Origin of the sequence: Aureimonas sp. AU4 (assembly GCF_001463765.1) — a bacterium.
Classification (GTDB): domain Bacteria; phylum Pseudomonadota; class Alphaproteobacteria; order Rhizobiales; family Rhizobiaceae; genus Aureimonas.
In genome coordinates, this window is record NZ_BBWK01000053.1 from 1 (window position 1) to 21,465 (window position 21,465).

The 21,465-nt window shown below is 69.3% G+C and carries 24 protein-coding genes; 9 read left to right on the forward strand and 15 right to left on the reverse strand.

The genetic code is table 11. The annotated features are described in order from the left end of the window. The 3 genes from AUL35_RS15595 to AUL35_RS15605 all read left to right on the forward strand — a co-directional run. Window positions 1-577, forward strand: a 577-nt coding sequence (locus tag AUL35_RS15595; protein WP_244493796.1) for a TIGR02301 family protein, incomplete at its 5' end; no start/stop codon positions are given. Window positions 578-649: 72 nt separating this feature from the next. Beyond that, entirely contained in the window at window positions 650-910 is a 261-nt protein-coding gene (locus AUL35_RS15600) for a hypothetical protein (RefSeq protein ID WP_062016376.1), read from the forward strand. Between the two features lie 7 nt (window positions 911-917). Then, window positions 918-1,727: a hypothetical protein gene (locus AUL35_RS15605; protein ID WP_062016378.1), complete on the forward strand. Its 810-nt coding sequence runs from the start codon at window positions 918-920 to the stop codon at window positions 1,725-1,727. Between the two features lie 24 nt (window positions 1,728-1,751). Here the strand turns inward: AUL35_RS15605 and AUL35_RS15610 are convergent, their stop codons facing one another. Beyond that, window positions 1,752-3,068, reverse strand: a complete 1,317-nt coding sequence (locus AUL35_RS15610) for a dihydroorotase (protein ID WP_062016380.1) — start codon at window positions 3,066-3,068, stop codon at window positions 1,752-1,754. A 113-nt stretch (window positions 3,069-3,181) separates the two neighbouring features. Between AUL35_RS15610 and AUL35_RS15615 the strand changes: the two genes are divergently transcribed. From AUL35_RS15615 to AUL35_RS15625, 3 genes are read left to right on the forward strand one after another with little or no spacing between them, the layout of a single operon-like run. Continuing rightward, window positions 3,182-4,024 (forward strand): folate-binding protein YgfZ, encoded by an 843-nt coding sequence (locus AUL35_RS15615; RefSeq protein WP_062016382.1) that lies wholly within the window; start codon window positions 3,182-3,184, stop codon window positions 4,022-4,024. 52 nt (window positions 4,025-4,076) lie between these two features. After that, a complete protein-coding gene (locus AUL35_RS15620) occupies window positions 4,077-4,661 on the forward strand; it encodes an HD family hydrolase (protein WP_156418023.1) in 585 nt (194 codons plus the stop codon). Then, entirely contained in the window at window positions 4,658-5,173 is a 516-nt protein-coding gene (locus AUL35_RS15625; RefSeq protein ID WP_062016385.1) for a tyrosine phosphatase family protein, read from the forward strand. The genes AUL35_RS15620 and AUL35_RS15625 overlap by 4 nt, the downstream gene beginning before the upstream one ends. Here the strand turns inward: AUL35_RS15625 and recO are convergent. The 9 genes from recO to rpoZ form a co-directional block, all read right to left on the reverse strand. Continuing rightward, on the reverse strand, window positions 5,170-5,907 hold the full coding sequence (gene recO / locus AUL35_RS15630; RefSeq protein ID WP_062016387.1) for a DNA repair protein RecO: 738 nt from the start codon (window positions 5,905-5,907) through the stop codon (window positions 5,170-5,172). The two genes, AUL35_RS15625 and recO, sit on opposite strands and share 4 nt — an antisense overlap. Before the next feature lie 147 nt (window positions 5,908-6,054). Next, the gene (gene era / locus AUL35_RS15635; protein ID WP_062016389.1) at window positions 6,055-6,996 is read right to left on the reverse strand and encodes a GTPase Era; all 942 of its coding nucleotides are present in this window, start codon (window positions 6,994-6,996) and stop codon (window positions 6,055-6,057) included. An 85-nt stretch (window positions 6,997-7,081) separates the two neighbouring features. Next, window positions 7,082-7,792 carry a ribonuclease III gene (gene rnc / locus AUL35_RS15640; protein ID WP_062016391.1) on the reverse strand — a complete coding sequence of 237 codons (711 nt, stop codon included), beginning with the start codon at window positions 7,790-7,792 and terminating at the stop codon, window positions 7,082-7,084. After that, window positions 7,780-8,514, reverse strand: a complete 735-nt coding sequence (gene lepB, locus AUL35_RS15645; protein WP_062016393.1) for a signal peptidase I — start codon at window positions 8,512-8,514, stop codon at window positions 7,780-7,782. The genes rnc and lepB overlap by 13 nt, the downstream gene beginning before the upstream one ends. A 100-nt stretch (window positions 8,515-8,614) precedes the next feature. Then, complete coding sequence (gene acpS, locus AUL35_RS15650; RefSeq protein WP_062016395.1) at window positions 8,615-9,022, reverse strand: holo-ACP synthase; 408 nt, start codon at window positions 9,020-9,022, stop codon at window positions 8,615-8,617. Next, window positions 9,019-9,615: a DUF2062 domain-containing protein gene (locus tag AUL35_RS15655; RefSeq protein WP_062016397.1), complete on the reverse strand. Its 597-nt coding sequence runs from the start codon at window positions 9,613-9,615 to the stop codon at window positions 9,019-9,021. Before AUL35_RS15655 ends, acpS begins: the two co-directional genes overlap by 4 nt. 27 nt (window positions 9,616-9,642) lie before the next feature. Further along, window positions 9,643-10,221: an orotate phosphoribosyltransferase gene (gene pyrE, locus AUL35_RS15660; RefSeq protein WP_062016398.1), complete on the reverse strand. Its 579-nt coding sequence runs from the start codon at window positions 10,219-10,221 to the stop codon at window positions 9,643-9,645. A 25-nt stretch (window positions 10,222-10,246) separates the two neighbouring features. Then, a complete protein-coding gene (locus tag AUL35_RS15665) occupies window positions 10,247-12,451 on the reverse strand; it encodes a bifunctional (p)ppGpp synthetase/guanosine-3',5'-bis(diphosphate) 3'-pyrophosphohydrolase (protein ID WP_062016400.1) in 2,205 nt (734 codons plus the stop codon). 103 nt (window positions 12,452-12,554) lie between these two features. Further along, the gene (gene rpoZ / locus AUL35_RS15670; protein ID WP_062016402.1) at window positions 12,555-12,965 is read right to left on the reverse strand and encodes a DNA-directed RNA polymerase subunit omega; all 411 of its coding nucleotides are present in this window, start codon (window positions 12,963-12,965) and stop codon (window positions 12,555-12,557) included. 168 nt (window positions 12,966-13,133) lie between these two features. Here rpoZ and AUL35_RS15675 point away from each other — a divergent pair, with 168 nt between their 5' ends. Next, entirely contained in the window at window positions 13,134-13,721 is a 588-nt protein-coding gene (locus tag AUL35_RS15675) for an NYN domain-containing protein (protein ID WP_062016404.1), read from the forward strand. Beyond that, the gene (locus AUL35_RS15680; RefSeq protein WP_062016406.1) at window positions 13,718-14,365 is read left to right on the forward strand and encodes a uracil-DNA glycosylase; all 648 of its coding nucleotides are present in this window, start codon (window positions 13,718-13,720) and stop codon (window positions 14,363-14,365) included. The genes AUL35_RS15675 and AUL35_RS15680 overlap by 4 nt, the downstream gene beginning before the upstream one ends. A 4-nt stretch (window positions 14,366-14,369) precedes the next feature. Here the strand turns inward: AUL35_RS15680 and AUL35_RS15685 are convergent, their stop codons facing one another. From AUL35_RS15685 to dapA, 3 genes are all read right to left on the reverse strand, one after another. Then, window positions 14,370-14,945 (reverse strand): peroxiredoxin, encoded by a 576-nt coding sequence (locus AUL35_RS15685; RefSeq protein WP_062016408.1) that lies wholly within the window; start codon window positions 14,943-14,945, stop codon window positions 14,370-14,372. 108 nt (window positions 14,946-15,053) lie between these two features. Beyond that, entirely contained in the window at window positions 15,054-15,533 is a 480-nt protein-coding gene (gene smpB / locus AUL35_RS15690; protein WP_062016410.1) for an SsrA-binding protein SmpB, read from the reverse strand. Window positions 15,534-15,621: 88 nt separating this feature from the next. After that, window positions 15,622-16,506: a 4-hydroxy-tetrahydrodipicolinate synthase gene (dapA, locus tag AUL35_RS15695; RefSeq protein WP_062016412.1), complete on the reverse strand. Its 885-nt coding sequence runs from the start codon at window positions 16,504-16,506 to the stop codon at window positions 15,622-15,624. A gap of 350 nt (window positions 16,507-16,856) precedes the next feature. Here dapA and AUL35_RS15700 point away from each other — a divergent pair, with 350 nt between their 5' ends. Next, window positions 16,857-19,097 carry a lytic transglycosylase domain-containing protein gene (locus AUL35_RS15700; protein WP_062016414.1) on the forward strand — a complete coding sequence of 747 codons (2,241 nt, stop codon included), beginning with the start codon at window positions 16,857-16,859 and terminating at the stop codon, window positions 19,095-19,097. Between the two features lie 6 nt (window positions 19,098-19,103). On the opposite strand, the gene AUL35_RS15705 is transcribed toward AUL35_RS15700, so the two are convergent. Both AUL35_RS15705 and AUL35_RS15710 read right to left on the reverse strand, forming a co-directional pair. After that, entirely contained in the window at window positions 19,104-20,015 is a 912-nt protein-coding gene (locus AUL35_RS15705; RefSeq protein ID WP_062016416.1) for a LysR family transcriptional regulator, read from the reverse strand. 349 nt (window positions 20,016-20,364) lie between these two features. After that, window positions 20,365-21,465, reverse strand: a 1,101-nt coding sequence (locus AUL35_RS15710) for a porin (RefSeq protein WP_062016417.1), incomplete at its 5' end; no start/stop codon positions are given.

Consider the following 21,465-nt stretch of genomic DNA (forward strand, 5'->3'; position numbering starts at 1 on the left):
CCCTAGGGGCCGAAGCCTGGGCCGGCCAGCGCCGCGCCACGCCACTTCACACGTCAACCTTAATGGCGGCGAACGGATGGGACGGCCCCGTCTTCGTCTTGCAATCTCCTTATTCGAATCGCAATCGTCGCCTATGGGGTTTTACGGCAAATTTCATCAAAGACGGCTGATCCTCGCCGTGGCGCTGATCGCGGCGGGTGCGCCCGCGCTCGCGTTCGCCCAGCCGTCGGAGACGTCCGCGCCGGAGGCGTCGGCTCCTTCGGTGCAGCCGTCCAATGCGCCCTACATGCAACCGATGAGCCGGCTCGCCACGATCCTCGGCTCGATGCATTTCCTGCGGACGCTGTGCGGCGACGCGGACGCGCCGGTCTGGCGCCAGCGCATGACGGCCCTTCTGGATGCGCAGGCGCCCAACGAGGCGGACAGGCGCATTCTGGTCGCGAGTTTCAACCAGGGTTACCGCTCGTTTGCGGCGACCTATCGCAAGTGTACCCCATCGGCGACGGTCGCCGTGGAAAGGTATCGCCGCGAGGGGGCGAACCTTTCACGCGAGATCAGCGCAAGGTACGGGAATTAAAACTTCGTTAAGGCTCCCGGAACAGGCGGCTCATGCCGTCTTTCGGGCGAACGGCTAGAGGATGAGTTCGGTATGATCGATCTGCAGGGTTCCGAGCTGGACGAGATGATCGCGGCCGAGAAGAAGCAGGTCGCGACCGAGTACCATGCCGAGGCCTGGGCCGACGGCATCTCCGACGGCATCGAGACCGAGATCCTCGCCGAGACCGCGATCACCACGGCGATGACGGAACTTGTGCGCCGCCACGGCGAGACCGAGGTCCTGGAGCTTCTCGACGCGCTGCGCCGCAGGGTCGAGTATGGTGAGTTCCGCGCCGACCGCGCCCTTCAGTAGCAGGACCGTGGCGAACAGCTCCCGTTTCAGGCCGCACCTCGCCGCCGCCGCGATCCTCTGCCTCGCGCTGCCCGGCCCGGCCTTCGCCTTCTCGCAGATCCCGGACGATGCGAACCCCGCACCCGCGCGCGAGGGTATCGTCACCGTGCCCCTTCCCCCGGTTCCCGGCCAGCCGGCGCCCGTCGCGCCACAAGCCACCCAGCCCCCTCCTGCAGCCGCGCCGCAGCCTGCGGCACCGTCCCCCGTCGCGCCGGCCCCGGTCGCGCCCGCTCCCGGGAATGCCACGCCGGGCAACGAGCCCGACCCCGACGCCGACGATGCGGTGCCGGAAGCGCCCGTCGACGTACCGCCCGCCCGCATCCTCTACAACGAGGACGAGCTGCCGGTGCCCGTGCGCGATTTGCGCCGCAAGCTGATCGAAATCGCCAAGAGCGGCGACGTCGAGAAGCTGCGTCCCTACATCCAGACCGGCGCCGACCCGACGACCCTGTCGCTGGAAAACGACGGCACCGACCCGATCCAGATCCTGAAGGACGCTTCGGGCGACGGAAACGGCGTCGAGCTGCTGGCGATCCTTCTCGAGACGCTGGAAGCGGGCCACGTCCATGTCGAGGGCGACGGCGCGGACGAAATCTATGTCTGGCCCTACTTCACGCAGGTCGATCTGTCGAAGCTGACCAATCCGCAGCTGGTCGAGCTGTTCGAACTGGTGACGGCGGGCGACTACCAGCGGATGCTGGCCAACGGCTCCTACGACTTCTACCGGCTCGGCATCTCGCCGGAGGGCCGTTTCGAGTTCTTCGTCGCGGGCGACTGAGCGCCGCCCGCGAAGCCGGCGCCGTCAGTCGAAGCGCGCCGGCTCGCCCTGTGCCCGCTCGTCGAGCGCACCCTCCCACATGACACGGCGCCCGCGCACGATCGTGCCGACTGGCCAGCCGACGACCTCGCGCCCGTCATGCGGCGTCCACTGCGAGCGCGACGCGATCCACGCGTCCGTGATCGTCTCGCGACGCTTGAGGTCCACCACCGTCAGGTCGGCGTCGTAGCCGACCGCGATCCGTCCCTTGGCGCGCAGGCCGAAAAGGCGCTGAGGCCCGGCCGAGGTGAGATCCACGAAGCGTTCGATCGAGAGCCGACCCTTGGCGACATGATCCAGCATGACCGGCACGAGTGTCTGGACGCCCGTCATGCCGGAGGGCGAGGCGGGATAGGGCTTGCTCTTCTCCTCCAGCGTATGGGGCGCGTGGTCTGACCCGAGCACGTCGATGATGCCCTGCGCAACGCCGCGCCAGACGCCGTCGCGGTGGCGCGCCTCGCGCACCGGCGGGTTCATCTGCAGCTTGGTGCCGAGCCGCGCGTAGTCCTCGGCCGTGAGCGTCAGGTGGTGCGGCGTCGCCTCGCAGCTCGCGACCTCCTTGTGGCCGGCCAGCAACTCGATCTCCTCCGCGGTCGAGATGTGGAGGACGTGGATGCGCGCTCCGGTCTCGCGGGCGATGCCGACGAGGCGACGCGTGCAGTTCAGCGCGGCCTCGACGTCGCGCCAGACCGGATGCGAGGACGGATCGCCTTCGATCCTCTCCCCCAGCCGCTCGCGAAGGCGGAACTCGTCCTCCGAATGGAAGGCCGCACGGCGACGGGTGTTGCGAAGAATCGAGCGCACGCCCTCGTCGTCCTCGACCAGGAGCGACCCGGTGCTCGATCCCATGAAGACCTTGATGCCCGCCGCGCCCGGCAGGCGCTCCAGTTCGGCGACATCAGCCGCGTTCTCGCGCGTGCCGCCGACCCAGAAGGCGAAGTCGCAGTGCATCCTGTGGCGGCCGCGTGCGATCTTGTCGGCGAGCCGCGTCTCGTCGGTCGTCAGGGGATCGGTGTTGGGCATCTCGAAGACGCAGGTGACCCCGCCCATCACGGCGGCGAGCGATCCCGTCTCGAGATCCTCCTTGTGCGTCGGACCGGGCTCGCGGAAGTGGACCTGGCTGTCGATCACGCCCGGCAGGACGTGAAGGCCGGTGCAGTCGACCGTCTCGCCGCCCGCGCCCTGCGGGATCGAGCCGATCTCGGCAATGCGCCCGTCGCGGATGCCGATGTCGCGGATGCCGACGCCGTCCTGGTTCACCACCGTGCCGCCGCGCAGCACGCGCTCGAAGGATTGCGCCATATCGGCTCCCGAAGCTTGCTTCCTGTCTGTGATCCGGCAGATATCCGGCTCTGACCGGCGCGTCCATCGCAAGCCCTTCCGCGACCCGCGCCCTGCCCTGCCGGAACATGCCCATGACCGCCGTCCGACTTCCCGACCGCGCCACGCTTCTCGTCACCGGCGAGGAGGCCGAAGCCTTCCTGCAGAACCTCGTGACCGACGACGTCGAACAGATCGGCGCGGGCGAGGTGCGGCCCGGCGCGCTTCTCACGCCGCAGGGCAAGATCCTGTTCGACTTTCTGGTCGGACGGATCGACGGCGGGTTCCGGCTCGATGTCGCCACCTCCGCTCGGGCGGCGCTCCTGAAGCGGCTCCAGCTCTATCGCCTGCGGTCCAGGATCGGGCTGGCGGAGGGCGACGAGGCGGTGGGCGCCGTGTTCGACGACGCGGCGCCGGCTGGGGCGCTCGCCGACCGGCGCTTTCCGGACGGGGTGTTCCGCCTCTACGGCATGGCGGCGGAGGGTTTGCCGGAAGACGCGGGCGACTTCGCTCGACTGAGACTGTCGTTCGGCGTTGCCGAAGCCGAGCGCGACTTCCCGGCGAGCGACGTCTTTCCGCATGATGTTCTTCTTGACCAGAACGGCGGCGTTTCCTTCCGCAAGGGGTGCTATGTCGGGCAGGAGGTCGTGTCGCGCATGCAGCATCGCGGCACGGCGCGCCGACGGCTCATGGTCCTGCGCGCCGAGGGCCACCTGACGCCCGGATCGGTGCTTCTGGCAGGCTCGGGCACGCCGCCGCTCGGCGACGTGCTCTCGGCCTCGGGCGAGATCGGCATCGCGCTGGTGCGGCTCGACCGGCTGGCAGATGCCCTGGCCGCCGGCCGCGCCCTTTCGGCGGACGGTGTGCCGGTCGAGGCCGAGGTGCCGGCCTGGGCGGGCTACGCGCTGCCCGAGGCGAGCGGCGCGGCGGAAGGCTGACGCCGCAGTGCCCGCGCCCCGGCCGCCCAAGCCGCCGCGCGTCTGGCAGCGCATGCTGTCGGGGCGGCGGCTCGACCTCCTCGACCCCTCGCCGCTCGACATCGAGATCGCCGACATTGCGCACGGTCTCGCCCGCGTCGCGCGGTGGAACGGGCAGACGAAGGGCGACCATGCCTTCTCGGTCGCGCAGCACTCGCTGATCGTCGAGGAGATTGTCGCGCGCACCGATCCCGATCCGCGCTGGCGCCTCGCCGCCCTTCTGCACGACGGACCGGAATACGTGATCGGCGACATGATCTCGCCCTTCAAGAGCGTGCTCGGGCCGGACTACCGGGTGATCGAGGCGCGGCTCCAGGGCGCCATCCACCGCCGCTTCGGTCTGCCCGCCGCCATTCCCGCCCCGGTCGCCAAACGCATCAAGGACGCGGACCGGCTGTCGGCCCATTACGAGGCGAAGCTTCTCGCCGGCTTCACGGCGCTGGAGGCACGCGCCCTGTTCGGCTCGACGCGGCGTTCGGCGCTCGACGAGGCGCTCTTCGTCCCGCAACCGGCCCATCTCGTCGAACAGACCTTCGTCGAGCGCTTCCGCGAGATCGAGGCACTCGACATCGCAACCCAAAGGAACCGGTCCGCATGACCTATCTCGTCGTCTCGTCGCTCGCGGAACTGCCCGCGACCGTCGCCGCCCACGGCGCGCTCGACGTCGTGACCCTGATCAACGCCGACACGGTGGTGGAGCGGCCGAGCGGCATCGCGCCGGAGCGCCATCTCTTCCTCGGTATGAACGACATCGCCGCGCCCGCCGAGGGACTGACCCATCCGGGCGAAAACCACCTCGACGACCTCCTGCGCTTCGGCCTCGCCTGGGACCGGACCAAGCCGCTCGCGATCCACTGCTGGGCCGGCATCAGCCGGTCGACGGCGGCGGCCTATATCCTCGCCTGCGCGATCAATCCCGATCTCGACGAGGCGGCGCTCGCGTGGGAACTGCGCCGCCGCGCGCCATCGGCCACGCCCAATCCCCTGCTGGTCGAGATGGCCGATCGCCGCCTCGGGCGGGACGGGCGCATGGTGGAGGCGATCCGCTCCATCGGCCGCGGCGAGGACGCGTTTTCCGGCACGCCCTTCGTTCTGCCTCTCGAACTCTAGACCAGCGCTGGCTGCTGGCGCCGGAAGGCCGAGACGACGCCGGCGCGGGCGTCGGGCTCGGCGAGGTTGCGCGGCTCCCAGACGTGGCGCGCCAGGAAGTAGCCGGTCGTGCGGAACGCCTCGGCCAGATCGTCGGCATCGGGCAGCGCGTTGCGGCGGGCGCGCAGCAGGCCCGGATAGGGCAGGAGCCTGTCGGCAAAGGGCTCGCCCTTCTCGCGGCTGACCGCCCGGCCCGTGCGCGGGGAAACGAAGGCGAGATCGTCGTCGCTCCCGCCCGCCGCGCAGCTGTCGAGGTCGAGCCCGAAGCCGAGCTCTTCCAGAAGCGCCACCTCGAAGCGGAACAGGCCGATCGCTCCGAGCTGCGGCTCGTCGAGATGGGAGATCGTCTCGTCGAGCAGCGCGAAGAGGCGCGGGTTGTCGTCGCGCTCGGGCAGGAGACGGACATGGGCGGCCAGAAGCTGCACGGCCTGGAGCGCCATGGCGCTCTCCATCAGGAGGCCGGCGCGCAGCAGGAGCGGCTCGACCGTCATGAAGCCGAGATGCTCGTCGAGCCGGGCACGCCAGTTGACCTCGACGAGATTGCCCAGCTGGAGCACGGCGCGCAGGCGACGCGAGCGCCCGCCCCGCACGAGGCCGAGATGGCGGCCGTGCGAGGCCGTCATCAGCTCCAGGACGACGCTGGTTTCGCCCTGCTTGCGGACGCCCAGAACGATGCCGCGGTCGCGCCACTCCATGGAAGCGCTAGCGCCGCTCGATCGGGCTGGCGGGATCGCAGGCGGACATGGAACGGCGTTTCTCCCGTGGAAACACAGAGGTAAGCCCGCCGCCCCTCGGCTTCAACCGGTGCGCGCACGGGTCCCGCCCGCGCCGCCGCTCTGACATCAGGGCGTGTAGTCTAGACCCATCTCGCGATAGCGCTCCGGGTCGTCGCCCCAGTTCTCGCGCACCTTCACGAACAGGAAGAGGTGGACCTTGGTCTCGGCGGCTTCGGAGATCTCGCGACGCGCCGCCTGTCCGATCGCCTTCACGGTCTCGCCCTTGTGGCCGAGAACGATGGCCTTCTGCGAGTCTCGCTCGACGTAGATCGTCTGCTCGACGCGCACCGAGCCGTCGGGGCGCGCCTGCCACAGCTCGGTCTCGACGGTCGAGGCGTAAGGCAGCTCCTGATGGAGGCGCAGGAACAGCTTCTCGCGCGTGATCTCGGCCGCGAGCTGGCGCAGCGGCAGGTCCGTGATCTGGTCTTCCGGGTAGTACCAGGGGCCTTCCGGCAGGCGTTGGGCCAGGAAGGCCATGAGGTCGTCGCAGCCCGATCCGTCGAGCGCCGAGATCATGAAGACGCGCTCGAAATCGCCCTTGGCCGAGATTTCCTGCGTAAGGCCGAGCAGCCGGTCGCGGCGCATCCGGTCCACCTTGTTGAGGAGCAGGACCTTGGGCAGCTTCACATCGCGAAGCCGCTCGAGAATCGTCTCGACCTCATCCGAGATGCCCCGGTCGGCATCGACGATCGGCAGCACGATGTCGGCGTCCTTCGCACCGCCCCACGCGGTCTTCACCATGGCGCGGTCGAGACGGCGCTTGGGCGCGAAGACGCCGGGCGTGTCGACGAAGACGATCTGCGTGCGGTCGCGGATCGCGATGCCGCGCACCAGCGCACGCGTCGTCTGCACCTTGTGGGTGACGATCGAGACCTTGGTGCCGACCAGCTGGTTGACCAGCGTCGACTTGCCGGCGTTCGGCGCGCCGATCAGCGCGACGAAGCCCGAGCGGGTCGGCGCGGCCTCTTCGGGAGCGGGAACGGTGGTGTCGTCGGTCTCTTGGGTCAATTCGGTTCTCTGATGGGGCCTTGCGGCACGGGTCTTGAAAGGGAGAATGGGGCCGCCGTGCCCGGCGGGCAAGCGGCTCGCGGCGTCAGGACGCTTCGTCCCAGACGCCTTCGCGACGCAGGATCGCCTCGGCGGCCTCCTGCTCGGCGATGCGCTTGGAACGACCCTGCCCCTCCTCGGGCTCGACGTCGGGTATCACGGCGCGCACGCGGAACACCGGCTCGTGGTCGGGGCCGAAGCGGTCGACCAGCTCGTAGCGCGGCGTCGAGCCGGCGCGCTTGTGCGCCCATTCCTGAAGCGCCGTCTTCGGGTCGCGCCGGGCGCTGGCCGACTGGTTCAGCCGGTCGCCCCAGACGCGCAAGACGAAGCGGCGTGCCGCCTCCAGCCCGTGGTCGAGATAGATGGCGGCGATCAGCGCCTCCACCACGTCGGCCCGGATGTTGCGGTTTCGGCTGGCTGCGGCGCGCTTCAGGTCCGCGCCGTGTCGGATGAAGGCAGGCAGGCCGAGCTCGTCCGCGATCTCGGCACAGGCTTCCGCGCTGACCAGCGAGTTGAGGCGCAGCGACAGGTCGCCCTCGTCGGCCTTCGGGTAGAGCTGGAACAGCTTCTCGGCGACCGAGAGTCCCAGCACGCGGTCGCCCAGGAACTCGAGGCGCTCATAGCTGGACGCGCCGCTGCCGGCGGCCTTGGCGAGACTGGAATGGGTCAGCGCGCGCTCGAGGCGCGCGCGGTCCTTGAAGCGGAGTCCCAGACGCTCTTCCAGCTCGTCGAGCGAGGGTCCCCTCACCCGAGCCATGTCAGGATGCGGCTGGGGCGCAGGTCGCTCGGCCAGCGCCAGATCTCGAGCGGCGAGGCGTCGTTCTCCATCGAGAAGAAGATCACCTGCGCCTTGCCCACGAAGTTCTCGAACGGCACGTAGCCGACGTCGAAGCGCGAATCGAGCGAGTTGTCGCGGTTGTCGCCCATCATGAAGTAGTGCCCCTCCGGCACCACGAACTCGCGCGTGTTGTCGCCGACCGAGTTCGTCTCCGCGTCGAGCGTGATGTAGGTCACGCCGTTGGGCAGCGTCTCGCGGAACTGGGGAACCGGCACGCCGGTCTCGGTGGTGAAGGTGCCGGCCGGCACCTTGGGCACCGCCTGCCCGTTGATGTAGAGGACGCCGTCACGCATCTGGATGCGGTCGCCCGGCAGGCCGACAAGGCGCTTGATGTAGTCCGTGTCGGTCTCGTTGGGCTTGCGGAAGACCACGACGTCGCCGCGCTCGGGCGCCGAGGCGAGGATGCGGCCCTCGAACAGGTCGGGCGAGAAGGGGATCGAGTATTTCGAGAAGCCGTAGCTCCACTTCGACACGAAGAGGTAGTCGCCGATCAGCAGCGTCGGCATCATGGAGCCCGACGGGATTGAGAAGGGCTGGAACAGGACCGTGCGGATCACCAGCGCCAGAAGCAGCGCCTGGATGATCACCTTGACGGTCTCGCCGAAACCGCCCTTCTCCTTCGCGATGGCCCGATCCGCCATGATACGTCGTCTTTCCTGCCCGCGGACGGGACTCATGGCCGTCGCTTCGAACGCTCCTAGTATCGGCTGGCGCGCGGCGGGGCAATCGTTACAAAACGGTTTACGTTTCCGCGCCGGGCAGCGCCTCGATGATGACGAAGGCCTGGGCGAGCGGATGATCGTCCGTGATGGTGAGGTGTATCTCCGCGCGGTGGCCCGGCGGCAGGATCCGGCGCAGGCGCTCGGCGGCCCCGCCGGTCAGTCGCATGGTCGGCTTGCCGCCCGGAAGGTTCACGACGCCCATGTCGCGCCAGTAGACGCCCTGCGCCAGACCCGTGCCGAGCGCCTTGGCGCAGGCCTCCTTGGCGGCGAAGCGCTTGGCGTAGGAGGCGGCGCGCTGCGCCCGGCGGTCGGACTTCACGCGCTCCACTTCGGTGAAGACGCGGTGCGTGAAGCGCTCGCCGTGCCGCTCCAGCGTGCGCTCGACCCGTCGGATGTCGATGAGGTCGCTTCCGATACCGACGATCACGGCAACGGCCCGCCCAGCGTCGGCTGCCCCGCGCGCGCGGCCGCCATCGCCCGCTCGGCCGCCGACCGGCGCAGCCGCGTCTCCTGGAAGGATCGCGCCATGGCGAGCACGATCAGGTAGGTCAGAAGCCCGAAGCCGGCACCGAGCGGAATGGAGCCGACGAGCATGGGCTTCAGGTAGGGCGTCCAGATCGCCGACAGGTCGCCCTTGAGGAGCGAGGGGCCTAGCGAGGCGGGCGCGTGACCGTCCGGCGTTTCGGCTGCGAGCACGTAGCGGCCGAGCTCGTAGGTGGAGGCCCAGATCAGCGGGAAGGTGACGGGGTTGCCGAGAAGGCAGCCGAGCGCGGCGCCAGCCAAGCTCCCCCGGATCATCCAGGCCAGCGCGAAGGCGATGATGAAGTGGAAGCCGAGAAAGGGCGTGAACGTCGAGAAGACGCCCGCCGCGATGCCGGCCGCGATCGCGTGGGGCGTCGCGCGCAGGCGCAGGACGCGCCGCTGCATGTAGCGGGCCGAGCGTCGCCACGAGCGACGCGGCCACAGCGCCCCGCGCAGCTTCTGGGCGAAGGTTTCAGGCTGGCGGCGCCGGAACAGCATGATGGCGGGTGGACTTTCAGCGGCAGGTCAAAGGGAGCGGCTACCGGGCTTGATAGGCGCAATTGCGGCAATTTCCGGAGGTAGGGCGTCGGACGAATAGGCCGGCACCTCGTACTGGGCGAGCGAGACGAGCGGCACGCCGACATCGGCCTTGCCGGCCGAGCGGTCGACGATGCAGCCCGCCATCAGGACCCTGGCGCCCAGTGCCTGCAGGCAGTCGACCGTCTCGCGGATCGACAGGCCGGTGGTCACGATGTCCTCCACGATCACGACGCGCGCGCCCGGCTCGATCGCGAAGCGGCGCAGGCGGAACTGGCCGTTCTCCCGCTCCACGTAGATGGCGGGTGCCCCGAAGTGGCGCGAGGTCTCGTAGGCGGGAATGAGGCCCCCGACGGCCGGACCGACGATGTAGTCCGCCCCCTCCGGCAGCGCCTCGCGCAGCTTGTCCGACAGCGCCCGGCACAGGCGCTCGGTCAAGTGCGGGTGCATGAAGACGCGCGCCTTCTGCAGGAAGACCGGCGAGCGCAGCCCCGAGGTCAGGATGAAGTGCCCTTCCAGATAGGCGCCCGCCTCCCGGAAGATGCCGATGACCTCGTTCGTATCCATGATCCCACCGCTCTTGCGCAGACGCTCAGCCGTTCACACGAACGACGTCGGTCACGCAAGCCTTTCCGCGCAGCTGCGTGAGCGTGCGCGTCAGATGCTGCAGGTCCCAGACCTCCAGCTCGATGTTCATGGTCGAGACGTCGCGCGCCGTCGCACCCATGGTCAGGGAGTGGATGTTGGCGTCGTTGAGCGCGATCGTCTCGGCGATCTCGGCGAGCGAGCCCGGCTCGTTCACCGCCGAAACGCGGATCCGGGCGGGAAAGCGCGTCGTCATCTGCGCGTCGAGTTCCCAGCGCACGTCGATCCACCGGTCGGGCTCGTCGTCATAGGCCTGCAGCGCGGGGGACTGGATCGGGAAGACGGTGATGCCCTTGCCCGGATCGAGGATGCCGACGATCCGGTCTCCGGGCACGGCTCCGTCGGGACCGAAGGTCACCGGCAGGTCGAGGTTCACCGGCCGCGCCCCGACCGAGGCGCCGTTGGCGGCGCCGGCCGAAGCGGCGGGCTCGGGCAGCTTGAAGACGAGACCGGTGCCGCTCGTGAGCGCGAACCAGCCGTCCTGCTCGGGGCGCGCTGCGGGGCGGGCCGCGCGCGTGTCCTGGAAGTCGGGATGGACCGTGCGGAAGACTTCGGCTGAGGCGATCTCCCCCCGCCCGACCGCCGCCAGCACGTCGTCCACGTCGCGCTGGCCGAGCTTCTGGAGATAGGGCTTCAGAGCGTCGCGCGAGAAGGTCTTGCCGGAACGCTGGAAGTTGCGCTCCAGGATCTGCTGACCGAGGCCGCAATACTGGCGGCGGATGGCAAGGCGCGTCGCGCGGCGGATGGCCGAGCGCGCCTTGCCGGTCGCCGCCACGCCCTCCCAGCTCGCCGGCGGGGTCGCGGCCTTGGAGCGGATGATCTCCACCTCGTCGCCGTTGGTCAGCTCGGTCGCGACCGGCATGACGCGGCCGTCGATCTTGCAGCCGACGCAGGTGTCGCCGACGTCGGTATGAACGGCATAGGCGAAGTCGATCGGCGTCGCCCCGCGCGGCAGCGCGATCAGGCGGCCCTTGGGCGTGAAGCAGAAGACCTGATCCTGGAAGAGCTCGAGCTTGGTGTTCTCCAGAAACTCCTCGGGCGTGCCGCCGACCGCCAGCGTCTCGATCGTCTGCCGCAGCCAGGCATAGGCGTTGGAGTTCTTCGAGATCGTGCCGTCCACGTTGTCCTTATAGAGCTCGTGGGCGGCGATGCCGTACTCGGCGATGTGGTGCATCTCGCGCGTGCGGATCTGCAGCTCGACGCGCTGGCGCGAGGGACCGACGATCGTGGTGTGGATCGAGCGGTAGTCATTGTTCTTGGGGATCGAGATGTAGTCCTTGAACCGACCCGGCACGAGCGGCCAGGTGCGGTGGACGATGCCGAGCGTGCGGTAGCAGTCCTCCTCGGTCGCGACGATCACGCGGAAGCCGAAGATATCGGAGAGCTGCTCCAGCGACAGCGCCTTGCGCTGCATCTTGTTGAAGACGGAATAGGGCTTCTTCTGTCGCCCCGAGACGGTCGCCTCGATACCCTTCTCGGCGAGGCGCTCGGTGAGCGTCGTCTCGATCTGCGCGATCGTGGAGGCGTGCCGCTCGCGAAGCTCGGCGAGACGTGCCGTCACGGTCTCGTAGGCTTCCGGGTTGATATGGCGGAAGGCGAGGTTCTCCAGCTCCTCGCGCATGTCCTGCATGCCCATGCGCCCGGCAAGCGGGGCATAGATGTCCATGGTCTCCTGCGCGATACGCACGCGCTTCTCGGGCTTCATGTGATGAAGCGTGCGCATGTTGTGCAGGCGATCGGCGAGCTTGACGAGAAGCACGCGGATGTCGTCGGCGACCGCCAGCAGGAGCTTGCGCAGGTTCTCGGCCTGCTCGGTCTTCTTGGACACGAGGTCGAGCCGCTTGAGCTTGGTCAGCCCCTCCACCAGCGAGCCGATCTTCTGGCCGAAGATCTGGTCGATCTCCTTGCGGGTGGCGTCGGTGTCCTCGATCGTGTCGTGGAGCAGCGCCACCGCGATCGTCGCCTCGTCGAGATGAAGGCGCGTCAGGATCGCGGCGACCTCGAGCGGATGCGAGAAGTACGGATCCCCGTTCACGCGCTTCTGCTCGCCGTGCTTGCGCATGGCGTAGACGTAGGCGCGGTTCAGGAGCCCCTCGTCGAGATCGGGCTTGTAGGCCGCGACGCTCTCCACGAGTTCGTACTGGCGCATCATGACGGGCTGCTGTCTCTCGATGGACGAAAAAAGGGGCACCGCAAGCGGTACCCCTTTCATATAGTTTGCGATGCGGCAGGGCCGAAAGCCCTTGTTTCAGCTTTTAGAAGTCGTCGTTCTTCTCGGGCGGGATCAGACCCTCGATGCCGGCGAGCAGATCGTCCTCCGACATGCGGTCGAAGGCGACGTTGTCGTCGTCGTCGCCGGCGGCCATCGTCGCCTGCTGCGAGGGCGTCTCGTCGATCGCCGCGGCCGTGGCGGGCGCCTGCGGCTCGGGCTCGTCCACCTCGACATGCTTCTGCAGCGAGTGGATCAGGTCCTCCTTGAGGTCGTCGGGCGAGAGCGTCTCGTCCGCGATCTCGCGCAGGGCCACGACCGGGTTCTTGTCGTTGTCGCGGTCGACCGTGATCTGCTGGCCCTGGCTGATCTGGCGGGCGCGATGGCTGGCCAGGAGAACCAGCTCGAAGCGATTCTCGACCTTATCGACGCAATCTTCTACGGTGACGCGGGCCATGGCCTGTCTCCTTGAGGGTCCCGAGTTTTCGGATGGGCTGGCGCTCCCTGTAACCTCTTGACAAGCCGGATACAAGTCTCATGCCCGTGCCTGTGCGCTGGATCGGGCCCGCCGTCCGGTCTAAAGCGCACCCACCGGCGCCAGCCGCCCGATCCGCGAGAGCCGCCCATGTTCGATTCCCGAGAGAAGATCGCCCTGTTCATCGACGGGGCCAACCTGTATTCGGCCTCCCGCTCGCTCGGCTTCGACATCGACTACAAGAAGCTGCTCGCCGCCTTCTCGTCTCGCGGCTACCTCCTGCGCGCCTACTACTACACGGCGCTCCTGGAGGATCAGGAATACTCGCCGATCCGCCCGCTGATCGACTGGCTCGACTACAACGGCTACACGCTCGTCACCAAGCCCGCCAAGGAGTTCACCGATGCCCAGGGGCGTCGGCGCATCAAGGGCAACATGGACATCGAGCTCGCGATCGACGCGATGGAGCTCGTCGACACGGTCGACCACTTCGTCCTCTTCTCGGGCGACGGCGATTTCCGCTCGCTGGTCGAGGCGCTCCAGCGCAAGGGGCGCAAGGTTTCGGTGGTCTCGACGCTCGCCACCCAGCCGCCGATGATCGCCGACGACCTGCGCCGGCAGGCCGACAACTTCATCGAACTGAAGTCGCTCCAGGGCGAGATCGGGCGCTCCGCGGCGGAGCGTGAGGCGCGCCTTGCCCGCCGCGCCGAGGCGATGGGCGAGGATGCGGGGGAGTGAGTCTCGATCCGTCCCGCGACTGCCCCCTCTGCCCCCGCCTCGTCGCCTTCCGCGAGGAATGGCGCGCGAGGGAGCCGGACTGGTTCAACGCGCCCGTGCCGGTCTTTGTCCCGCGCGCGGGGCTCGGCGCGGCGAGACTGCTCGTGGTGGGCCTGGCGCCCGGCGTTCGCGGCGCGAACCGCACGGGGCGCGCCTTCACGGGCGACTACGCGGGCGATCTCCTCTACGCGACGCTCAAGGCCTTCGGCTTCGCGCGCGGCGAGTTCGAGGCACGGCCCGACGACACGCTGGAACTGACCGAGGCCGCGATCGTCAACTCGGTGCGCTGCGTGCCGCCCGAGAACAAGCCGGTGGGCGCCGAGATCAACACCTGCCGACGATTCCTCCAGCCGGTGCCGGGCGAGATGCCGGCCCTTCGCGTCCTCGTCACGCTCGGCCGCATCGCGCACGAGTCGGCCGTCCGCGCGCTCGGCGCCAAGCCCTCGGCCGCCCCGTTCGGGCACGGCGCGACGGCGAAGGTCGGCGGCTTCGACGTCGTCTCCTCCTACCATTGCTCGCGCTACAACACGAACACGGGGCGCCTGACGGAAGCCATGTTCCACGACGTCTTCGCCAAGGCCCGCGCGCTGGCGGACGCGGCCTGACGCGTCAGTCGAGGCCGCGCCGCCTGCGCGCGGCGAACCAGTCGACCACGTCCTCGGCGCTGCGATCGGGCGGGAAGACCGGGTAGAGGACGCCCTCTATCATGCCGTCGCGCGCGATCATGGTGAGCCGCTTGAAGAGCCGGTCGCCGTCCACCTCGAAGGTCGGCAGATCCAGCATGTCGGCGAGTTCACCCTCCGCATCCGACAGGAGCGGGAACGGCAGCCGCAGCCGCTCGGCCGCCTCTCGCTGGTAGGCCGTGGTCTGGGTCGAGATGCCGAAGACCGAGCGGACGCCGAGCGCGCGCAGTTCCTCGAAATGGTTGCGGAAGGAGCAGGCCTGAGGCGTGCAGCCCCGCGCGCCGGGAATCTCGTTCCAGCCGCCCGGCAACGGCGCGCCGGGCCGTCCCGTCATCGGGTAGCAGTAGAGCACGCTCCATCCCGGCAACGCTCCCGGGTCGACCGGCGGGCCCTTGGTCGCCGCCAACGCGACGTGCGGCAGCCGGTGCCCGACCAGATGGTTGGCCGCCCCGTCGTCGATCGGCGGGGTCAGACCTTCGGGCAGAATTTCGAGGTTCGTCATCGCGAATGCGCCTCCCAACGCGTCCTCGGGAGCGCATGGTTTCCCAAGGCGTCGCGCGATGCAAGACGCTTGATCGAGGACAAGGCCCGGAAGGCTCCGCCGGCGGGACTAGTCGCCGCGACTGCCTTCCTTCATGACGCGCTGCTTCTGGCGGTTCCAGTCGCGCTCCTTCATCGTCTCGCGCTTGTCGGGCGCGTTCTTGCCGCGCGCGACCGCCAGCTCGAGTTTCGCGCGGCCCTGCTCGTTGAAGTAGAGCTTGAGCGGCACCAGCGTCATGCCGTCCCGCTGCACGGCGCCCGCCAGCCGGTTGAGCTGCGTCTTGTGGACGAGCAGCTTCCGCCGCCGCTTGGGCTCGTGGTTGAAGCGGTTGGCCTGAAGGTATTCCGGCACGAAGGAGTTGATCAGCCACATCTCCCCGCCCTCCTCGGTGGCGTAGGACTCCGCGATCGTGGCCTTGCCCCCGCGCAGCGACTTCACCTCGGTGCCGGTCAGGACGATGCCGGCCTCGAGCGTGTCGATGATCTCGTAGTGGAAGCGGGCCTTGCGGTTCTCCGCCGCCACGGTCTGCTTGGGGGTCTGGGGGGCCATGGTCGCGATGCGGTTCCGGAGCGGGGCCCCGCCCGGCGGGCGGGGACGAGGGGACGGGCTCCTTAGGTGGAGAGGGCGGCGCGTGCCGTCAATTCAGAAGGCCGGCATGAACCAGCGCGGCATCGATCGCCGAGCGCGTCGGGGCCTCGATCGGGACGAGCGGCAGGCGCATGACGTCGCGGCCCTTGCCGAGGCGCGAGAGCGCGTACTTCGTGCCGCACACGCCGGGCTCGAGGAATAGCGCCTTGTGCAGCGGCATCAGGCGGTCCTGGTATTCGAGCGCCTTGGCGAAGTCGCCGGCCAGGCATGCCGTCTGGAACTCCGAGCACAGGCGCGGCGCGACGTTGGCCGTCACCGAGATGCAGCCGCGACCGCCATGGGCGACGTGGCCGAGCGCGGTGGCGTCCTCGCCCGAGAGCTGGATGAAGTCCGGTCCGCAGGTGATGCGCTGCTCCGGCACGCGGTCGAGCTTGGCGGTGGCGTCCTTTACCCCCGCGATGTTGCGGAAGTCGTGCGCGAGCCGCCCCATCGTCTCGGGGCTCATATCGATCACCGAGCGCGGCGGGATGTTGTAGATGATGATGGGCAGCGTCACGGCGCGGGCGATCGCCGCGAAATGCTCGTAGAGGCCGCGCTGGGTGGGCTTGTTGTAGTAGGGCGTGACCACGAGCACGCCGTCGGCGCCGGCCTCCTGCGCCGAGCGCGCGAGGTCGATGGCCTCCACCGTGTTGTTGGACCCCGCGCCCGCGATCACCGGCACGCGGCCGGCCGCCGTCTCGATGCAGATCTCCACGACGCGCTTGTGCTCGGCATGGGTCAGGGTCGGGCTCTCGCCCGTGGTGCCGACCGGCACGAGACCGTGCGTGCCCTCGCCGATCTGCCACTCCACGAACTGGCGGAAACCCGCCTCGTCGAGCGAGCCGTCCTCCCGAAAGGGGGTCACCAGCGCGGTGAGCGAGCCCTTGAACGTCATGCCTTGCCACTCCCGTCGGCCGGTCGCGGCCGCTGCATCGTCACGTTGTCGCCAGCCGCGCGTGAGACCGCGAGACGAGCCGACGGTGGATGCGCGGACGGGCGGCGTTTCCGCGGGCCGGCTGAGCGCGGCACGAAGCCGTCTGGCGCCCGGAAACTCGCGGCACCATAATGAAGCCACGGGAGCCAGACAAGCGAACGAAGCGCGGGCCCGGCCGCGATGGTGACCGGCCCGTTCGCAGCGGCTCGCGCGGGGGTGCTTTACGCCTTGTTCATCGTGTTCGCCGACACTCCGGCAAGCATAGGGCGCAATTTCCGCCGCATGCGAACGTGCCGCCGCAGGAGCTTGCCATGAACCGTCCGACCCGCGCGCCCCAGATCGCCGCCTCCGCGCTGGCCGGCCTTCTGCTGGCGGGCACGGTTCTGGAAGGCGCGCAGGCCCAGTCGCTCCTCGAACGGCTGCCCATGCCGAGCCTGTCGCTGCCGAAGGTGAAGATGCCCTCCTTCGGCTTCGGCCGGCGCGAGACGCCCCCCGCCGAGGCCCGTCCAGCGGAACCCGACAACGGGCGCTTCGGCGCGCCCACGCCCTCGCGCAACCCCCTCACCCAGCCCTCGGTCGCCGGACGAGCCGCGGCGAGCCCCCCGGCGGACGCCGCCGCCTTCACCTCCTCGATTGCCGCCATGGGTGGGCGCCTGTCGGGCGTCGCGCCGATGCGGGGCGACCTGAAGACGGGCCTCGAGGCGACCTACCGCGACGTGCCGCGCGCGCTTGCGATCCGCGAGGGCATGGTTCCGGGCTCGCTCGACCGCCACATCCTGTCCTGGGCCATCGCGTTGCGCGGCACGAGCGATGTGCCCGCCGCCGAGATCGCCCATACCGCGATCGAGCTGCGCGAGTGGCCGGGCATGGATCTGGTGCGCGCCAATCTCGAGCGTGCGCTCGACCGCGAGCGGCCCGATCCCGCGAGCGTGATCGGCGCCTTCGCCTCCGACCGCCCGCAGACACCCGAGGGCGCCATGGCGCTGGCGCGCGCCCTTCTCGCAACGGGCCAGGCCGGCAAGGCCAAGGCGCTGATCGTCCAGAGCTGGCGCACCCAGCGCTTCGACAAGAGCGTCGAGGCGCGCATGCTGGAGAATTTCGGCACGCTGCTGACCCGCGCGGACCACAAGGCGCGCATGGACATGCTGCTCTATGCCGACCGTGCGAGCGATGCGCAGCGCATGGCCAAGCTTGCGGGCGCCGAGCCGCTCTATCAGGCGCGCGCCGCGTCGATCCGGGGCGAGGCGAACGCCGACAAGCTCCTGGCGGCGGTGCCCGCCAGCCAGCGGTCCGACCCGTCCTATCTCTTCACGGCCGCCGAGAACCTGCGCAAGAAGGACCGGATCGAAGAGGCCGCCGCCCTTGTCGAGAAGGCGCCGCGCGACCGGGCCGCGCTGGTCGATCCCGACGCCTGGTGGAACGAGCGGCGCATCATCTCGCGCATGCTCCTCGAGAAGGGAGACCGTCGCGCCGCCTACCGCCTCGTTGCCAACCATTCCGCCGAGGGCACCACCGAGGCGGTGGAGGCCGAGTTCCATTCGGGCTGGTACGCGCTGCGCTACCTCAACGATCCCGCGACGGCCTCCAAGCACTTCGCGCGCATCCGCGAGATCTCCTCGCGCCCCCTCACCCAGAGCCGGGCCTACTACTGGATGGGCCGCGCGGCGCAGGCCGGCGGTCCGGGCAATGCCAGCCAGCTCTACGCCCAGGCCGCCCGCTACGGCGCGACCTTCTACGGGCAGCTCGCCAACGCCAAGCTCGGGCGCAGCCCGGGGGAGATCAGCTATCCCAAGCCCTCGAACGCCGAACGCCAGCGCTTCGAGAGCCGCGAGGCCGTGCGCGCCATCCGCCGGCTGGAGTCGATCGACTCGAACTGGCGCGCCGACAGCCTCTACAAGGCGCTGGCCGAACAGCTCGATAGCCCCGGCGAGCTGGCGCTCCTGTCCTCCATGGCGGAAAAGCGCGGCGACCACGCGCTCGCCCTGACCGTCGGCAAGGCCGCTTATTCGCGCGGCGTCGACGCGCCGGCCCTCGCCTTCCCGGTCGGCGTCATTCCCGCCAGCGCCAACATCTCGGCATCGGGCAAGGCGCTGGCCTACGCCATCGCGCGGCAGGAAAGCGCCTTCAACCCGCGCGCCAAGTCGCCGGTCGGCGCGCTCGGCCTCCTGCAGGTCATGCCGGCGACGGCGAAGGGACTCGCCAAGTCGGCGGGGCTTCCCTACTCCGACACGCGCCTCCTGAACGACACGTCCTACAACGCGCTGCTCGGCTCGCAGTATCTTGGCCAGCAGATCGACTCGTTCGACGGGTCCTATGTGCTGACCTTCGCGGCCTACAACGCCGGTCCGCGCCGGGCGCGCGAGTGGATCGGCCGCTTCGGCGATCCGCGCGGCAAGTCGGTCGACGAGGTCGTGGACTGGATCGAGCTCATTCCGTTCACGGAAACGCGCAACTACGTGCAGCGCGTCATGGAGAACTATCAGGTCTACCGCATGCGCCTGGGAGCCGGCTTCTCGATCGAACGCGACATGACGCAGGGGCGACGGGGCTGAGGCCCCTCACCCCAGCGACGTCGAGGCCGCCTCGCGCAACCACTCCATGAACTGACGCGCCGCCACGCCCGGCGCTGGCCGAAGCGGATGGATGACGCTGAGCGGAAGCTCGGCCGGCAGCCGCTCCTCGACGGCGACGACGAGACGGCCGGCGGCCAGATCGTCGGCGGCGACGTGGGTGCGCACCAGGGCGAAGCCCTCGCCACGGCGGCACGCCTCCAGCATCCCGGCGAAGGTCTCGAACCGCAGTGTGCGCACCGGCCTGTCGTCCCTTAGAGGCAGGCCCCGGTTTCCGTAGAGCTCGGTCAGCCAGCGGTCCCAGTCGAGCCGTGTCGCGGAGGGCCCGGCCTCCGTCAGGAAGGGCGCGGCCGCGAAGGCCTGTCGCTCGGGGAGCCTTGCACCGAGTTCTGGCGAGCAGACGACGAGCTCGTCATCCTCCGCCAGAACGAAGCCCCCCTGCCCCGGTCCGGGATGGCCCAGCCTGATCTGCAGGTCGGCTTCTCCGGTCGTCAGCACGTCGCGGCGATAGTCGGCGCCAACCTCTAGCCGGATCGCGGGGTGGTTCGCCCGGAAGGCTTCGAGGCGAGGCGCCAGCCAATGCGCGAGCACCTCGGGTGCAACCGCCACCCGCACGACGGGTTCGGCGGCGGCGTTGCCCGCCTCGTCCAGCGCGACGCTCAGGTCACGCAGGCTCCGCGTCATGCGCTCCGCCAGCCGCGCCGCCTCGGCGGTCGGACACATGGCCCGGCCGGAGCGCTCGAAGAGCGGCACCCCGACGTGGAGTTCCAGACGCGCGATGTGATGGCTGACCGCGCTTTGCGTGAGGTTGAGCCGCTCGGCGCTTCGCGTGACGCTCATCGTCTCCACGACATCCACGAAGGACTGCATCACCGCGAGCGGCGGAAGCGTGCGGCGCATCGTTCGATTTTCGTCATACCGAGGCTGAGGAGACTTCATTGGTCGCCTCTCCGATCGCCTGTCATGCCTGCCGGACGTGTCAGCTCGTGGCGGGAGGAACAGATGGCGTGGCTTCGGCGGGTTTGGCAAGCATGGTTGCGACGGCCCCGCAGGCCATCAAGGGCGACGCGTGCGGATCTCGGCCTTCGGGCCGATGACGAGGTGGCGGACTGGCGGCGGCTGGACCGGCGCTGACGGGTCCGCCTCACGCGCTCGCGCCGAACGCCCGGGTCGCCGCGCAACAAAAAAGGGGCCCGGCTTTCGCCGGACCCCTTCTGGTCTTGGATCGGGAACCGATCGCGACGTGCGATCAGAACTCGCGCTGGAAGCGGAGGAAGCCCGAAACCTGGTCGGTGTCGCCAAGGCCCTTGAAGTCGACGTTGCGGTAGGAAACTTCCGCGAGCGACTTGAAGTTCGGGGTGATGGCGTAGCCGACGTTGCCGACGAAGGCGTAGTAGTCGCCCTGCGAGGTGAGCGTACCGGCGACGAGCTGGCCGTTCGGCGCACGAACGAGCGTGGCGAAGGTCGTGTCGAAGGTCTCGCCGTACTGGCCGGACACCGCGATGCCGAGCTTGCCGAAGCCCTGCGCGTAGCCCGCACCGGCGGCCCACTCGAGGAACAGCGGCAGCGAGCCCGGGGTCGGGTTCGTGATGTTCGGGTTGTTGGCGGCGAACGTGCCGGTCGTCGCGATGCCGGTGATGGCAGCGTAGACGGTCGGGTCGAAGGCGTAGTGACCTTCGATCTTCAGCTCGGAGTCAGCAACCAGCAGGTCCTTCAGCGACACGCCGCCCTTCAGAGCGAAGGCGTCGTTGTTGCCGTTCTGCAGGAGCGTCGGCTGAAGGCCGAGACCCGGGATGAAGAAGGTGTTGCCGACGAGGAAGTTGTTCGTGCCGAAAGCGGCAGCGACGTCCTCGGCGTTGAAGGTCTCGTCATAGACGGCCGACAGGTACGCACCGCCCCAGGCGCCCGAATAGACGAGCTTGGCGTGGACGTCCGGAACCACGTCGCCGGTCGCGTCGTCTTCGAGGCCGATCGTGGCCGACAGGCCGCCGAAGGCGAAGGTGTAGTTGACCTGGTTGGTGTTGAAGTCACCCACCACGAGGTCGGTATCGGTGAGCAGGCCGTCCTCGAGACCGCCGATGCCCGACGACCACAGCGTGTCGCGGTAACCCATGAGCAGGCCGCCGAGCTGCAGGTAGGCCTGGTCGATCTGCACGCCGTTGCCGGCGCCCGAGGTGTTGGTGGCCTGGAGACGAACGAAGGCGCGCAGGGTGCCGAGCTCGGTCTCCTCGCGGGCATCGAAGTTCAAGCGACCGCGAACGCGGGTGTTGACCTGGTAGTCGTCACCCTCGAGGTTGAAGGCGGGGTCGCCGGCGACGTTCACCTGGAAGCGGGCGTAACCGCTGATCGA

Bases quoted from the DNA above. Each gene is read 5' to 3' on its own strand.
- AUL35_RS15600 (WP_062016376.1), top strand. From the start codon at position 650: ATGATCGATCTGCAGGGTTCCGAGCTGGACGAGATGATCGCGGCCGAG.
- AUL35_RS15610 (WP_062016380.1), bottom strand. From the start codon at position 3,068: ATGGCGCAATCCTTCGAGCGCGTGCTGCGCGGCGGCACGGTGGTGAAC.
- AUL35_RS15615 (WP_062016382.1), top strand. From the start codon at position 3,182: ATGACCGCCGTCCGACTTCCCGACCGCGCCACGCTTCTCGTCACCGGC.
- AUL35_RS15620 (WP_156418023.1), top strand. From the start codon at position 4,077: ATGCTGTCGGGGCGGCGGCTCGACCTCCTCGACCCCTCGCCGCTCGAC.
- AUL35_RS15625 (WP_062016385.1), top strand. From the start codon at position 4,658: ATGACCTATCTCGTCGTCTCGTCGCTCGCGGAACTGCCCGCGACCGTC.
- recO (WP_062016387.1), bottom strand. From the start codon at position 5,907: ATGGAGTGGCGCGACCGCGGCATCGTTCTGGGCGTCCGCAAGCAGGGC.
- rnc (WP_062016391.1), bottom strand. From the start codon at position 7,792: ATGGCTCGGGTGAGGGGACCCTCGCTCGACGAGCTGGAAGAGCGTCTG.
- lepB (WP_062016393.1), bottom strand. From the start codon at position 8,514: ATGGCGGATCGGGCCATCGCGAAGGAGAAGGGCGGTTTCGGCGAGACC.
- AUL35_RS15655 (WP_062016397.1), bottom strand. From the start codon at position 9,615: ATGCTGTTCCGGCGCCGCCAGCCTGAAACCTTCGCCCAGAAGCTGCGC.
- pyrE (WP_062016398.1), bottom strand. From the start codon at position 10,221: ATGGATACGAACGAGGTCATCGGCATCTTCCGGGAGGCGGGCGCCTAT.
- AUL35_RS15665 (WP_062016400.1), bottom strand. From the start codon at position 12,451: ATGATGCGCCAGTACGAACTCGTGGAGAGCGTCGCGGCCTACAAGCCC.
- rpoZ (WP_062016402.1), bottom strand. From the start codon at position 12,965: ATGGCCCGCGTCACCGTAGAAGATTGCGTCGATAAGGTCGAGAATCGC.
- AUL35_RS15675 (WP_062016404.1), top strand. From the start codon at position 13,134: ATGTTCGATTCCCGAGAGAAGATCGCCCTGTTCATCGACGGGGCCAAC.
- AUL35_RS15685 (WP_062016408.1), bottom strand. From the start codon at position 14,945: ATGACGAACCTCGAAATTCTGCCCGAAGGTCTGACCCCGCCGATCGAC.
- smpB (WP_062016410.1), bottom strand. From the start codon at position 15,533: ATGGCCCCCCAGACCCCCAAGCAGACCGTGGCGGCGGAGAACCGCAAG.
- dapA (WP_062016412.1), bottom strand. From the start codon at position 16,506: ATGACGTTCAAGGGCTCGCTCACCGCGCTGGTGACCCCCTTTCGGGAG.
- AUL35_RS15700 (WP_062016414.1), top strand. From the start codon at position 16,857: ATGAACCGTCCGACCCGCGCGCCCCAGATCGCCGCCTCCGCGCTGGCC.
- AUL35_RS15705 (WP_062016416.1), bottom strand. From the start codon at position 20,015: ATGCGCCGCACGCTTCCGCCGCTCGCGGTGATGCAGTCCTTCGTGGAT.